The organism is Streptococcus sanguinis (assembly GCF_900635155.1).
Classification (GTDB): domain Bacteria; phylum Bacillota; class Bacilli; order Lactobacillales; family Streptococcaceae; genus Streptococcus; species Streptococcus sanguinis_G.
Genome location: NZ_LR134002.1, coordinates 872,823 through 887,336, shown reverse-complemented (window position 1 = coordinate 887,336; position 14,514 = coordinate 872,823). Strand labels below are relative to the sequence as shown.

Genomic DNA, 14,514 nt, shown 5'->3' with positions numbered 1-14,514 from the left:
TCCTTTCTGGACACGACAAAATAATCAATTCACCTTAACCACCTGCAGCTGCTCACCGCCCAGCAAAATCAAATATTTTTCAATTTGAGAAATGCCATAAGAACGGCTGAGAGCTTGAGCATATAAGTCTAGCTGGCCATGGTAGCGGGCAATCAACTCAGATGAATCCTTATATTTATCCGTCTTGTAATCAAAAAGGATAATCCGATCCTCAAAGAGCAGGTAACCATCTAAAATCCCCCGCAAAACAAAGTTCTGACCGCTGGCGTCATCCCTCTTGAGCATGGCAAATGGTGCTTCTCGACGAACTCTGTCACTGTTCTCAATCAAGAGACGTCCCAAATCTGTCTCGAAGAAAGATGCAATCTTAGGCAGCTGAATCTGCTTTTTGACCGCTTCATCGGCCTGAACCTGAGCCAAGGCAGAACGAAGTACAGCCATGCTGGGACGGCTATCCAAAGGAATTCGCTGCATGAGCTCATGAACGGCACTACCGACTTGAGCCCTAGTCACTTTGGCTTTCTTGCCAAAATCAGGCAACTCAAAGCTAGGCTGAGGCCGAAAAGCTGCTCGCTCATCCATGATATCCAGACCATCCGTATCCATGATTAGCTCATAAAACTTCTTAATCTGGCTTGGAGTTCGCACACTAGGCAGCTCAATGGCAGAGCGGTACTGGCTATTCAGTTGGTCCACGCTTTCTAAAATATCCAGAGCCCGACGGATGTCGTCCGACTGACGATTATCTGCCAAATCATCCGCTGGAAAGAGCACAGGCTCATTAATCTGCCCTATCTCTTCAGCAGTTAGCTCCTCATCAGTGACAAAACGGGTCTCGTAGGCGAGATTCTCATCGGAAAAAACGGCCTGAATGGCATAGAGCCAGTCTTGGAAATTACTGAGCTGGCTGCGCAGACTGGCAGACAAACGCCCTTGTTGGCTCTTGCCCCACTGACGCTTATCCAAAACCTCTTGACTGCCCTTTCCGACCAGATAGAGCTTGGTTTCAGCCCGCGTCATGGCCACATAAAGCAAACGCATCTGCTCAGACAGACTAGCCAACTGCAGCTCCGCTAGATTCTGCTGATAAGGTAGCGTATCCATGGAAATGCGCAGCTGATTCGGCGCATAAGGATCTTCCACAGACACCGATACATCCGCTACATACTTGATGCCGATTCCCTTGGTCCGGCTAAGGATAATAGCAGAGCTGCTATCCTGACGGTTGAAGGCCTTGTCCATATTGAGCAGGAAGACATACTTGAACTCCAGCCCCTTACTCTTATGAATGGTCATGAGGCGAACAGCGTCCTTAGGCGCCGCCACTGGCACACTGGCTAGATCATGCTGGTTTTCCAAGATACGGTCTATCATCCCGATAAAGCGAGAGAGACCTTTAAAGCTAGACTTTTCATACTCATTAGCCCGCAAAGAGAGGGCATAGAGATTGGCCTGTCTCTGGGCACCATTGGCCAGAGTTCCCACCATGTCATAGTAGAAACGATCCTGGTAAATCTTCCAAATCAAATCATACAGGGAGTGCGTCTTGGAATAAGTCCGCCAGCCTTGCAGGGTATCATGGAAATGCTGCAGCTTTTTCTGCAGTTCTTGGGTGACTAAAGCAGGATGCAAACCTCTTCCTTGGAGGGTGTTGACCAGCTTTTCATAAAGGTTTTCCTGAGAATGCTCTTGACAGGCCTGCAGAGACAGCCGAGCCAGCTCGTCCTCACCAAAGTCAAACATGGGAGACTTGAGAAGGGCGGTCAGGGCATAGTCATTCAGCGGATTATTGATGGTCCGCAGGGTATCCAGCATGACTAAGACCTCAACCGACTGCAGATAGTTTGCTGCGCCATCATCTGGTACCAGCGGAATCTGGTGCTGCTCAAAGGCAGCTAAAATCAAATCATTGCGGGTTCTGGATGCCGTCAGTAGCGTAATATCTTTAAAAGCCACTCCTTCTTCATTGTGCAGGCGGATGATTTCCTTGATGACTAGGTCCACTTCCCCAGCTGATACTGCCTGTGGCAAGCCTTCATCAGCCTCCTCTTCCGGACTCTCCTTGGAGCCTTCGTAGATTAAGAAGGAAGCGCGGTTAGCTGGATTAGGTTCACGTTTGGCTGGATTTCCAGCCACCAGATAGTGGGTTTCATTGTAGTCAATTTCCCCGACTTCTTCATCCATCAAGCGTTTAAAAACATCATTGGTCGCTTCCAAAACCTCAAGATGACTGCGGAAATTTTCCTTAAGGACAATCAGCTTGCCTTGACTGCTATCCTCTTGATAGGCCTTAAATTTATCGCTAAAAATCTGCGGGTCTGCTTGACGGAAACGGTAGATAGACTGCTTGATATCACCTACCATAAAGCGATTTTGTCCTCTGGAAAGCAAGTCCAGCATGCGCTCCTGCGTATGGTTGGTATCCTGATACTCATCCACCATGACCTCATGGTAGCGTTCCTGATAAAAGCGACGCACCTCTGGGAATGTCTCTAAAATCTCAATAGCAAAATGGCTGATATCGCCAAATTCAAAGGCATTTTCTGCTTTCTTTCGCTCCAGGTAAGACTGTGCAAAGTCCGCCACAAAATCCCGCAGAAGCTCAACCAGAGGCAGGCATTCATCCTGATGCTGCTCGATAAAGTCCAGCTGATAAAGTTGCTGGTCAAAGCTGCGCAGCCTCTCAATCATAGGCTTCCTAGCCTCATTGTAGTCCTTGGCCATTTCTTTTTTGAGCTCGTCAGCATTCTTGCCAACCCGAGCTGTAAAAGCCTGGCCATTGGACAGTTGGGAAAGTGCCACAATCTGTTTGAGAACCTGAGCTGTTTCTTCTATCGAGGACAGTTCATTCAGGCTTGCTAAGAGGGTCAGAGCATCCTGGACATTCTCCTGATATTTAGCACCCGCAAACTCTCTTCCTTCATGCTCCAAATGGACAGAAAAGAAAGCTTCCAACTCCCAAAGGGCTGATTTGATTTGACCGAATACCCTCTCTCTCTCTGCTGCAAAGTCACTGTGCTCATAACCATAGAGGAAGGTTTCCTCCAGCCAGCGCTGAGGACTGCTGGTTGACTGCAGAAAACTGTAAATCCGATAAACTTGCTCCCGAAAGCCTGATAAATCCTTGCGCTTACCAGTAAAGTTCTTTACCAAACGGCTAAACAAAACCTGACACTCACTGTCATAGTAACGGTCAAACACTTGGCTGAAGACTTCATTTTGCAAAATCAGCTGCTCGCTGGCAGACTGTAGAATCCGAAAATTTGGTGCCAGGCCAAGCAGGTAACCATAGCGACTCAGCACTTTCTGGGTAAAGGCGTCCATGGTGCCAATGTCAGCATTTAGCAGATCAGCCAATTGCTGGGCTAGATGTTGCTTGAGTTCAGGGCTCTCGGCCTCCTTCAAGGCCTGCCCCAGTTCCTTCTCCAGTCTCTCTTTGAGCTCTCCTGCCGCCTTGACAGTAAAGGTTGAGATAAAGAGCTGGCTGACCGCAACACCTCGCAAAATCTGGTCTATTATCCGCTGGACCATGACAAAAGTCTTACCCGATCCGGCCGAAGCGGATACCAGAATATTCTGGCCAGAGGAGTAGATAGCCTCAATCTGCTCTGCCGTCTTTTTCTGTGGCTTGTCCGAAGCAGATTCTTGAGCTTGCTTAAGAGCAATTTCTTCTGCAGTTAAAAAAGGAATTCTCTTCATTTTTCCATCTCCTCCCTCATCTTTTCTAGCCAGGCCTGGCGCAACTTCTCACCAGTCGGCCGCCTATCAAACTTGCTTGTATCCAGCTTTTCCAGCTGGCGTGCCTGTCCAAGATGGAAATTGGCTTCAAAGCCTGTAATGGCCTTAAACTGCTCTACATAAGGAGCAATGCTTCGCCCATTCTCTGTATAAGGATTGACTGCAAAGCGACCTGATAGTATGCCTTCCGCGGCTTTTTTGTAAAGATAAGCATTGTAGGCCAGCAGCAAGTCCAAGTCTTCCTGACTCAGCAAGTTTGTCTTATTTTTTTCATAGAGCGGACCAAGATCCTTGACAGCATCAGCCACAAAAAGTCCCTTGTACTGGAGTGGCTTCATAGACTGATTGGCTGCATCCGCCAAGGTCTTGGTATCTTTAAGCGCCACAATCGGATCGGTCATCTGCAAATACATGGCGCCAAAAGTGCCCTTTTCCTCTTGATAGTCTGCTAACTCCTCAATCGCTGCCAGATAGGTCGGCAGCTGAGAATTCAGTCCATTAAAGAACTTTTCAAAGCTGAACTTAATATCGCCAGACTTATAGTCCACCACTCCCAAACTCTCGGTCTTAGTCAGACGGTCAATCCGGTCCACCTTTCCGCTCACGGTCACTGCTCTGCCATTTTCCAAGGTCAGGAAAGGCTTAGAAGCAGATCCAAAGCCAGTCTCCTCACCAATGGTCTCAATCCCGCTTGGATGAGCCAGCACACGGCCAGTCGCCCGCGCCGTATCTAGTAAGAGCTGGCGGGCAAAACGGGTCTGGCCTGACTCACTGTAGATGCTCTCAAACTCAGCCTCTCGGCTAGTCTCTTCCATAGCCTGCGCTAAACGCCGGTCAAAATCGGCAGACGAATCATCCTGCAGAACCTTTTCGAAAATCCGGTGAAGGAAAATCCCATGACTGCGAGCATCAGGATGAATGGTCCACTCTTCCTGCAGACGCAGAACATACTTGAGAAAATAAGCATACTGATGCCGGAAATATTCGTTGAGGGCAGACGCTGACAGTCTCAGAGGCTGTTCTTGAGGGTAGAGGGCTTGCAAAGTTTCCGACTGCAGAGGCTCCGTTTTCAGTTCCTTGCTGATGTGCGGAATGCTGATGCCTTCTGCTGCCAATTTCTTGCGCAGTACCCGCACAGCTACTGCCCAAAAAGTCTGCTCCTCTGCTGTCCACTCTCGGTCAATCTCCTCTTGGTGGAGCTCAATAATTTGAGAAAGTAGAGCTCGGTAGCTACCAATATCATCACTGGAAGCCTGAGGCTTTTTGACAATGATGGGCAAGGAAAGCGGAGCTGCAGTCAATTCCAGTAGATAGGTCGATATGCTGTCCTCTACTTCATTGACCAAGGCTGGTGCAGACAAGACCAGCTCTTTGGTGGCAGAATTCATCAGTGATAGAGCTGTATAGCGATGCTTCTTGAGATTTTCTGAACTGGCAATCTGGAGTTCGGCCTGAGAATCCGTTGCGTCATTGAGCCGAGCCCGGTCTTCATCACTGAGCAAACTCTTGTTTTGCGCGATTTTCGGGAAACGCTCCTGGGTCAGTCCAATCGCATAGACGTAAGGAGCTGCTAAAGGCTCTATCAGGTCATAAGACTGGACCTTGACCACATCTACTGTTGCTGGCACCGTCCGATAGTTGGACAAAAGCATGCCAGACAGGATCAAGGCCAGAAAGTCGTCCAGTTTTACCTTGCTATCTTCAAAGACCTGAGCAAACTGCTCTAGAACATGACTAAAAGCCTTCCAGACTTCCTCATGACGCTCCTGCTCCTGCTGACTTGCTCCCTGCAGCAGAGCCGTCAAATTGTCCGAAAAACGGGCTGCTTGGACGAACTCCGTAAACTTAGCTAAGAGCCCCGACACCGTCTGGCTGCGGGATTTGAAAAAGTCTTGCATCGGAGTCATGACCCGGCGGCGAATATGATTAAGACGGTCTAGGTCAAATTTCCCTTGGCTATTGGCCGTGAAATCCTTAGCTAGCTTGCCTGCACCCTTAATGTCAGCATAGCGCAGATATTGCTCAAAATGATCCAGCTCCTCTTGAGTCAAATCTCCGTAGAGGCCCGTCTTTAAGAGATTGACCAGGTCTTCCAGTTGGAAGTTATAGCGCTTGAGCCGCTCCAAGGACTCAACAAACTGAACCAGCGGATGCTGGGCCATCGACTCACTCCGCCCCAGATAGTAGGGAATCTGATACTGGTCAAAAATGGTCTTGAGCTGAAGCTGGTAGGCTTCCACATCTCCCAAAAGCAGACGAATATCCTTATAGCGCACACCATCATGAACCCGCTGTCGGATGGACTTAGCCACAAACTCCAGCTCTTCTTTCTGGTTCATAGTAGACCAAATTTGAAGCTGTGAGCGGTCTGTCTCACTAAGACTAACCGTTGATTCTGAAAAGTCATAGCGACTCTCCAAGACCTTGGAAATCCGACCAAAGGCATCTTCTGCTTCTGCATGAGGGATATAGTCAGGCTTGACCTGATAGTCCTCAGCCAGCTTTCTCAAAAAATCCACACTAGCCTGATAGAGATTGCCCTCACGAAAGGCTGCTCGATAGGATTTTTGGCTGGCATAGGTACCGATAACAATCTCAACACCTTTCCGATGAAGAAGACCAACTAGGTATTCCTCTTCGGCAGAAAATCGAGTAAAGCCATCAATGACCAGAGCTAGATTCTCCAACTCCTCATCCGTATCACCTGATAGAATATGCTGGGCAAAAGCGGCAATCTGAGAAGACGAATCAAAATCGCCCTTATTCAGAGCAGCAGTCACCGCTGTAAAAATCTTGACCAGATCCTCCCGCTTCTCAGGCTCCTCAAGAAATTCCAAATCCGCAAAGGACATCTGGGCGGTCTGCAGTTCATGGTAAAGATCCATCAGTTGCTGGATAAACTGGGGATCCTTCTTAATTCTGCCATAGACCTTAAGTTCGCCATCATCTAACTCTGTCAAGGTCCGATAAATCAACATTCCCAGACCAATATCGTCCAAACTCTGCCCTTGCCGAACATCATTGAGGACAAAATACCGAGCCATCTGGGCAAAGCGCGTCACCGTAATGGCAAAGGAAGCCTGAGTTTTCAGGCACTCCAAAACCGCCCGCTCCTTCTCAAAAGATAGCGAATTTGGCGCAATATAAAAGACTCGCTTACCAGCCGCCACCAAGCTCTCAGCCTCAGCCACCAAAACCTTGGTCAAAGAATGGCGAATATCTGTATAAAGTAATTTCATAGCCTGCCTTTACCTCTAGAAAATATAGGAACATTATACCATTTTTGCCGATAATTCTCATGGAGAATAGTCCCAAAGCCCAATTAGAAGCCTGCATCCAAAGATAGCCTTAGTGACTATCCTCGTCATGTCCATAAAAAACGAGAAAGCCACTGCTTCCAGTGGCTTTCTATAGCTTCTTACTTCTTTCAAAGTAAGAGTTCATTTGATTTTATGCTTATTCATCTTTTCTTCAAAAATCTCTGTCATAATCACGCGCAATTCTTCTCTTTCCTTGTCAGGAAGTTCGCCTTGCTGCTTGGCTACAGCGTATAGTTCAGGATATTGCTTGGCAACTCGCTCAACCGTCTTGGTCGTCGCATGCCCTCTCACAAAGAAAGGAATCCTCTTAATCCATTCCTTGGGCACAAGTGCCAGAATCTTTTTGGCAGCTTCCTTATCGGAAATTTCTGGAGTACTGAGCCCTTGATTGATCTGCTCCTGTTCCTTTTCTGTAAAATCTTTTAATTCCATACGCTAAAATCTTCCAGTTCTATTTTCTTAATGCTAACAGAAGCACACTATTTACCCTCTACCCACTTATCATTGTCCATGATAAAAGGCTTGGCCAGTCCTTCCCCTGTGTAGTCCTTATATTTTGTCTGCAAGTATTTGTAGACATCTTCCTTGGTCGCAAACTTGATTGCCTGGTATGGCTCTTCAAAGGTCAGCTTTTCGACGAACAGATAGCCGTCTTTATCTGGAACCAAGACGCCGACATGGCCTACAAAGAGAGAATCGCCGTCAAGATTGTCGTGGACAATGACTGAAAGCATCCGTGCTTTTTCACTAAACTTGAACTGTTTGAAGTATTCCTCCATCTTCTTAGCATGGACTTTTACATCTTGAGTCGCTTCAGTCTTGACTCTTGAAAACAGGATATTAAAATCTTCCTTATCCTTGGCATCAAAGAGCTTGCCCTTGTCAATCGAATCATTATCTATGAACAAGAGTTCGTCATCTTTTTCTATTTGAGGAATTTCGATGCTATTTTTCAGCAAAGTATAAGTATTAATCCGACAATTTGTCCCGATAAAATCGCCCTTCTTTGCCTGCCATAGAGGATTGATTTTTTCCACATCATATTCGGTTTTGGTAAACTTAGTGAAATCGCCCCTTAATCCAGCAGAACCAACAAGTCCATTGTAGTCATTGACTAGATTGACAAAGTTATCGACACTGTCTTTATCCAATTCAGCAGCCAACAAACTCTTGACTTCTTCGACACTCTTTTTACTGTTTAGATTTGAATAAGTCGATGTAGTTTGACTTGTTTCTTTATTTTTCTGGGAACTAGCACATGCCACAAGCCCAAAAGTCAATGCTAAGCAGGCGCAGGACATGATTATTTTGCTGTATTTTTTCATATTTTATTTCTCTCCACTACTCGTATTCAATTAATTACTTTAATTTACAATTTTTCTGATGAGCCTTCAACTTTTTCATGGCCCAGTCATAATGGCTGGAGGTAGCACTTACAAAATAGGAACCTAGTACAGTCCCTCCGACCCATTTATATAAATTTTTTGAAAATAATTCTTCGTTTGTAAATGTGTCTGCCAAGTCCAAAACATCTTGATGGGACTGACGAAAGATCCCAGTTGCCTCTTCAAGAGAAGTATTCTGATGTTTCTTCCAAAATTCCAGATTCAGCTCTCCATAAGTCTTCCAGTTATAGGGAGCAGGAAGAAAAGGCTGCTCTTGCCCCTTTTGATTGGAATGCACCCAATTCAACAAGAGCTGATGCCACTCATAGAGGTGAATCAAAACATCTCTTAGATTTTTATCTCGTCTCCAATGGGCCTCTTTCTTCTTTTCATCCCGAGAAAAATCAAAGGGCGTATTTAGCTCTTGATCAGACAATTTGGAAATGAGAGTGTGTAGCTTCTCATAGTTTTCCTTAGCAGCTAACAGCAGATCTTCTTTAGTTTTCGGTCTAGGCATAAGATTGCACTCCTTTGCATAGTTAAAGCTTAATCGTTATCATTACGAAACGAATGTTCAGAAACCCATTTTGAGTAGCTTTTTAAATTTTGCTCAGACAGTGATGCAACCTCTATTCTTACACACATTTCAACCGCTTCTTCAAGCGTAACAGCAAAATGATAACCGTTTAATCGTAAAAATTTTACTAAAACATAAAAAGCCGTTTGTTTATTAGCACTAGCAAAAACATGTTTTTTTATCAATTGAACAAATAAAAATGTTGCCTTATCAAAAATCGATGGATAAAGAGGTTTCCCAAAAACAAATTGTTCAGGTAAGTTCACAATCATATTTAGTGCTGATGGACTAATCGTCTTGATTTGTTCTTTCGGAGAATAGCGCTGAATAACTAAAGTATTAATCTTTGCAATTTGCTTTTCTGTTAAATAGACTGTCATTTTTCCACCAAAGCTTTAAAAATATCATCGTATTCATCAAAAATATGATCTAAATCCAATTCAAAAGATTCGTCAGAAATATAAGTAACCTGATTTTCAGTCTTTTCTGGAGTAAAGACAATTTCGCCACTCGGTAACAATTTAGCATCGTAATGCACGCCACTCGGAATATTAAATTCACTTGGAATCGTTATTGTTATAGAATTCCCTTGTTTTCTAGTTTTTACTGCCATCTTGCTTCCTCCTTAGGGATATTATAACAGATAATTACAGTAATTACAAAAATAGAATAATCTTCCGACTTCTCTTATCTTATTTAGAATACATCATGGGATTAAGATATTAGTTAAACACATCTCAAATGCGAGACTCATCACAATAAACTACAAATCCCTTTGGTAAGATGACAACTTGCTGGTCATCAGTTTGGCAATGACTCACTAAATCAGCTGAATCTCTGTCTAAAAGATAATTCTCATTCGACTGATTAAAAATGGCTCGGATTACTTGATGATCATGTTGCCATTCTAAAGCCAGCACATTAGGCTTGATTTCTTCCAGGGTAAATTTCCCATACTGAATAATGCCCGCAACATCTTTGCGAAGCTGAATCAAGTTCTTCATAAAATTGAGCATATCATTGCTACTTGAAACCCGATCCCAAGGCATGACCCGTCTACAATCCGGGTCCATACCTCCGTCCAATTCTAGCTCGGTTCCATAATAGATACAAGGCGTTCCCCTTTGTAAAAAGAGAAAGGCGAGTGCGGATTTGACAAGATGGATATCTCCTTTGGCAGTCGTCAAGATGCGCTCTGTATCATGCGAATCCAAGAGATTAAACATAACCTCAGAAATCTGCTGCTTGTAGTACATGGACTGGCAGTTAATCTCAGCTATAAATTGACTGGTCTTCTTGCGCCTGCTCAAAAAGTAGTCCTTGATACTATCCGATAGAGGATAGTTCATGACCGCGTGAAACTCATCTCCATTCAACCAAGGCTGAGAGGTATGCCAAACCTCTCCAAGAATATAAAGGTCAGGCTTTTTGGCCAAAACAGCCTTACGAAAATCTCGCCAAAATTGATGATCAACCTCATTGGCCACGTCCAGTCGCCACGCATCAATATCAAAATGTTCAATCCAATAGGTCGCAACGCTTAAGAGATAGTCTTTCACCTCGGGATTTGCCGTATTTAACTTAGGCATATAGCTGGCAAAAGCAAAGGTATGATAAGGCAGTTCTTTTGGATTCACAAGCTTGTTATCCGTCACTGGGAACTTTTGAATGTGGAACCAGTCTTTGTAAGCTGACTTTTCACCATGCTTGAGAACATCCTGCCATTGAGCGGATTGATCGCCCATATGATTGAAAACTGCATCCAGCATCACCTTCATGCCACGCAGATGAGCTTGCTCCACCAGTTGACGGAAAGTCTCCTTGTCCCCAAAGTGTCGATCAATCTCAAAGTAATCCGTCGTATTGTACTTGTGATTGCTTGGAGATTCAAAGATGGGACAGAGATAAAGCCCTGTAATGCCCAAGTCTTGCAAATAATCCAGATGATCAATAATTCCTTGTAAGTCCCCACCAAAGAAATCACTACTTTTAGGTCTGATAGACGAATCCCAATCTAGAGATCCCTCTGGTGAAAGTTCAGAATTTCTATTGGCAAATCGTTCTGGGAAAATCTGATACCAGACCGTTTTTGAAACCCAGTCAGGAACCTGGCAACCATCAATTTCGTGAATATAAGGGAGTTTAAATCTGTTTCCTTCCGAAGCAAGATTTTCTGGAATATTGGCAGTGAAACCTTTATCTCCATACAAGACACTTTGACCTTCTTTATCTCTCAGCTCAAAGAGATACTGGAGCCTAGCAAAGCGCACAGAAACAGCTACTTGCCAATAATCAAATAAGGCATCAGAGGTCACTTTGACCATCTCTTTCACATCTTCATAAGAATCCTCAAGAAAGATAAAGGGGTCCCCATAGTGCAAAAGGATTTTCTCTATATCCTCTTTCTTAGTCCTAATTCTGATATGCACTTGACCTTCTTTATAAAGATAGGCATACTCCGATTCCGGTCTATGATAAATGGCTGTTAATTCCATACTTTTCATCTCCTAGATTTCTCTGTTTAAACTCATCGCAACTTTATGCAAACGATTCCACAATCTAGCCCTAGTATACTATTTTAAAAAAAGGATTGCAAGCTATTGTTTAAGTTTGGGAATAAAAGGTATAGTAGAGAATATTAAAAAGCCTTGGAGAAAAGGCTTAATATTAGTTTCTATCTTGAGATTTCATTTAATTATTTTCTTTTTCCAAATTGATATTCCAACGCTTATTCAGTATTATTCTTGTTCATATACCAACTTGGGACTAATCGGTTCATATAATCATACCATTCTAAAATTTCCTTTGCTTGATTTTGCATTACTGATACTTCTTCTTCTCCATAAGAAATAGCCCATGGAAGAGCTCCAATTAAGTTACTTAGAATGTAAACAGCAAGAAGTTTCCAAAATAAATCTGGAACCTTGTCATCAAAATATCCATCTATCATACCTGATGCAAAAGAGGGAGATACTTGAGCTGACCACACAATACGATTGAACTCCTCCCAAGGATCTCCAAAGTCAAAACGATCAAAGTCAATGACATAAATCTCACGATCTTCTCCAATCATGAAATTTCCAATATGATAATCACCATGTTGCAAAACTTGGGGTCTATTCTTTAGCAGTTCACGGTTTTTATCCAAAAAATCAATAAAGAGTTGACCACTTTCATATTGGACGGGACATTCTTTGTATTTGGAGATTTTATCATCAATTTTTCGATTAAAAAAGATTTCCCAGTCTTCACAAACTTCTGTAGCAGGAATTGTATGAATCTTTCTAAGCATTCTTCCTGCTTCTATCCCGTAAGTGTATTGTTGGTTTTCTGAATAAGTTAAAATGGTATCTATTGCATCTCTTCCATCTATCCACTCGTGTATAGAATGTACTTCGTCACCGCAGAATTCAAATTTAATCGGTTTACACATACGAACTCCAAGAAATGCAATCTTCTCCATTATATCAAATTCAATTTTCTTAGAATCTAACTTCTCTTTATCAGAAACACGCAATAAATATTTTTGATGGTTCTGGTGGTTTGTAACACAATATTTTTTATCATCTGACCAGCCTTTATTTATGGCTATCTTACTAATAAATTCCATCAATAACTCCTCGATTGACTTTACAAGATTACTATATTCTTAACTAATGAAAAGTAATTCGTAGTCCGTCCATTCTTTCACACTTCCTAAAGATACATAAATTTTGACCACGTTCTGAAATTATAATTTCTTCTTAAAATGAATAATTCTATTTGCCTCCTGAAATCCAATATTGAGATGAAATCTTATAGAATCCGTATTCGTTAAAGTACAGTCACTTGCAAATTCCTTACATCCTTTATTTTTCGCCCATTCCTCACATTTTGTACAGAGATTTTTAGCAATATCCTTTAAACGATATTCCTCGTCGACAATAATCCCTTCTAAGAATCCAACAGGACTATATTTACAACCTTCAACATAATCAAATCTGAGTGAACATAGTGCTAAACCTACAATTGTGTCACCTTCAACTTCAGTAAAGATTGCAGTATTTTTGCCATTCGTATATCTTTTTACTTCATAAATAGCTTCTTTATCGGTCAATTGGGGCCATAATTGTTTCATTAGTTTAGCCGTTTTTATAGAATCTTTTGTTATTCCATCCATATTGATGTTCCTCCGCAAATTACAAGCAAATGTTTCGAATCATGCTGTTACTTTGTTACTCATTGATTGATACCAATACCATCCCCTTCTACTTTTCGACTATCTCAGATCGGAAGAGCAGAGCCACACACTCAGTGGTTCGGACTTACCGTATCATTTCGTCAGTTTCTCTCCCCATTCTACGAGTCCTATCCCATGGGCGGAGCATCTACTTCTACTTCGCTGATACCTCAGCTCGTACAAGCAGTGATACCGCCTCAACATGTGCTGACGTTAGCTACCTATACTGTGAAACGAAATGTAGAGGGTCAGCATATTTGAATTAAACCATTAAACGTAACTAATGTGCTTTTCTACCAACGTAGACAAAGTTCAGGAGGTCTCTAAATTTTTCTCTCTCAATACTATCATGAAGCATATCCTCTATTTTATTTTGTTTATAATAATACAGTGCTTCCTCAAAATTCTTATAAAGCCGACCACTTTCATTGCTCAGAATCCGTGGGTCATTAATTTTATCCTTCCACAACTCATATATATTTTTATAATTTGATAACTGAATAGTTACTTCAAAATCACAGAAACTATAAAAATCTTCGATAGTTTTTTGATTTGGATAATCTACTTTAATCAAATCTTCTTGATTTTGTTCTAACCAGTCGCTAGTATAATTTTTTCCTTTCGTTTTTACTAACGATAATAAGAGTTTGTCTACCAATACAACATTTCTTCTATCAGCTTTTTTATATAAGTATGACAAAACTTTGAACCTCAATATAGGTGGTAAAAATGAGAAAGCTCTTAATATTACTCTGTCAGTAAATAAATGAATAGGGTATTCTAGGAAATAATCAATAAACAAAAATGCCACTAGTTCCAAAATTGCATTTTCTGCTTGACCAACGTCTTCAACTGTTCCTATACTAATGCTTTGAGTATGCGAATGTTTATTTCCCCAAGATGCTACTTTCTGAATTATTTCTTGAAACTCCTTTAAACGCCACTTCTCTAACAATTGAAGCTTTTCATGAACTTTTGTTCCTTTCTTAGGATAAAGCACATCACCAAGTAATAAAGGTTCTCCCTCACCCATATTAATTATTTTTCTAATAATTATCTCGGAGTACTGCCTTAATAAAGTCAACTTAGTTCTATTACTAGTATTGCTATAATATGAATCCTGAATTAAAATGGAAATTAATTCATTAAAATCATCTATCTCGAATTCTTTTATTGCCAATAGCTAATCTCCTTATATAATATTTTTTTAAAAAAACATATGGTAAAGCACCATAACTTTATTGTATATTATAAATGGAAAAAAAGCTAATCATC

The 14,514-nt window shown here is 42.2% G+C and carries 11 protein-coding genes; all 11 read right to left on the bottom strand.

Features of this window, described 5'->3' with window-relative positions; all coding sequences use genetic code 11:
• Nucleotides 1–24: 24 nt before the first annotated feature.
• Nucleotides 25–3,699, bottom strand: a complete 3,675-nt coding sequence (gene addA, locus ELZ47_RS04530; RefSeq protein ID WP_126435404.1) for a helicase-exonuclease AddAB subunit AddA — start codon at nt 3,697–3,699, stop codon at nt 25–27.
• Nucleotides 3,696–6,977 (bottom strand): ATP-dependent nuclease subunit B, encoded by a 3,282-nt coding sequence (rexB, locus tag ELZ47_RS04525; RefSeq protein WP_125331353.1) that lies wholly within the window; start codon nt 6,975–6,977, stop codon nt 3,696–3,698. The genes addA and rexB overlap by 4 nt, the downstream gene beginning before the upstream one ends.
• 201 nt (nt 6,978–7,178) lie before the next feature.
• Nucleotides 7,179–7,490, bottom strand: a complete 312-nt coding sequence (locus ELZ47_RS04520; RefSeq protein WP_125331354.1) for a hypothetical protein — start codon at nt 7,488–7,490, stop codon at nt 7,179–7,181.
• 47 nt (nt 7,491–7,537) lie between these two features.
• Nucleotides 7,538–8,383, bottom strand: coding sequence for a DUF4300 family protein (locus ELZ47_RS04515; RefSeq protein ID WP_126435402.1), 846 nt, complete (start codon nt 8,381–8,383; stop codon nt 7,538–7,540).
• A gap of 34 nt (nt 8,384–8,417) precedes the next feature.
• The gene (locus ELZ47_RS04510; protein WP_126435400.1) at nt 8,418–8,960 is read right to left on the bottom strand and encodes a ClbS/DfsB family four-helix bundle protein; all 543 of its coding nucleotides are present in this window, start codon (nt 8,958–8,960) and stop codon (nt 8,418–8,420) included.
• 29 nt (nt 8,961–8,989) lie between these two features.
• Nucleotides 8,990–9,400 carry a type II toxin-antitoxin system death-on-curing family toxin gene (locus ELZ47_RS04505; RefSeq protein ID WP_125434353.1) on the bottom strand — a complete coding sequence of 137 codons (411 nt, stop codon included), beginning with the start codon at nt 9,398–9,400 and terminating at the stop codon, nt 8,990–8,992.
• On the bottom strand, nt 9,397–9,633 hold the full coding sequence (locus ELZ47_RS04500) for an AbrB family transcriptional regulator (RefSeq protein WP_126435398.1): 237 nt from the start codon (nt 9,631–9,633) through the stop codon (nt 9,397–9,399). The genes ELZ47_RS04505 and ELZ47_RS04500 overlap by 4 nt, the downstream gene beginning before the upstream one ends.
• A 124-nt stretch (nt 9,634–9,757) precedes the next feature.
• The gene (locus ELZ47_RS04495; protein WP_164549554.1) at nt 9,758–11,515 is read right to left on the bottom strand and encodes a glycoside hydrolase family 13 protein; all 1,758 of its coding nucleotides are present in this window, start codon (nt 11,513–11,515) and stop codon (nt 9,758–9,760) included.
• 233 nt (nt 11,516–11,748) lie between these two features.
• Entirely contained in the window at nt 11,749–12,630 is an 882-nt protein-coding gene (locus tag ELZ47_RS04490) for an aminoglycoside phosphotransferase family protein (RefSeq protein ID WP_126435394.1), read from the bottom strand.
• Nucleotides 12,631–12,750: 120 nt separating this feature from the next.
• Nucleotides 12,751–13,179 carry an aminoglycoside 6'-N-acetyltransferase gene (aac(6'), locus tag ELZ47_RS04485; RefSeq protein WP_126435392.1) on the bottom strand — a complete coding sequence of 143 codons (429 nt, stop codon included), beginning with the start codon at nt 13,177–13,179 and terminating at the stop codon, nt 12,751–12,753.
• A gap of 340 nt (nt 13,180–13,519) precedes the next feature.
• Complete coding sequence (locus ELZ47_RS04480) at nt 13,520–14,419, bottom strand: hypothetical protein (protein ID WP_126435390.1); 900 nt, start codon at nt 14,417–14,419, stop codon at nt 13,520–13,522.
• Between the last annotated feature and the right edge of the window lie 95 nt (nt 14,420–14,514).

Bases quoted from the DNA above. Each gene is read 5' to 3' on its own strand.
- rexB (WP_125331353.1), bottom strand. From the start codon at position 6,977: ATGAAATTACTTTATACAGATATTCGCCATTCTTTGACCAAGGTTTTG.
- ELZ47_RS04510 (WP_126435400.1), bottom strand. From the start codon at position 8,960: ATGCCTAGACCGAAAACTAAAGAAGATCTGCTGTTAGCTGCTAAGGAA.
- addA (WP_126435404.1), bottom strand. From the start codon at position 3,699: ATGAAGAGAATTCCTTTTTTAACTGCAGAAGAAATTGCTCTTAAGCAA.
- ELZ47_RS04500 (WP_126435398.1), bottom strand. From the start codon at position 9,633: ATGGCAGTAAAAACTAGAAAACAAGGGAATTCTATAACAATAACGATT.
- ELZ47_RS04490 (WP_126435394.1), bottom strand. From the start codon at position 12,630: ATGGAATTTATTAGTAAGATAGCCATAAATAAAGGCTGGTCAGATGAT.
- ELZ47_RS04495 (WP_164549554.1), bottom strand. From the start codon at position 11,515: ATGGAATTAACAGCCATTTATCATAGACCGGAATCGGAGTATGCCTAT.
- ELZ47_RS04520 (WP_125331354.1), bottom strand. From the start codon at position 7,490: ATGGAATTAAAAGATTTTACAGAAAAGGAACAGGAGCAGATCAATCAA.
- ELZ47_RS04505 (WP_125434353.1), bottom strand. From the start codon at position 9,400: ATGACAGTCTATTTAACAGAAAAGCAAATTGCAAAGATTAATACTTTA.
- ELZ47_RS04515 (WP_126435402.1), bottom strand. From the start codon at position 8,383: ATGAAAAAATACAGCAAAATAATCATGTCCTGCGCCTGCTTAGCATTG.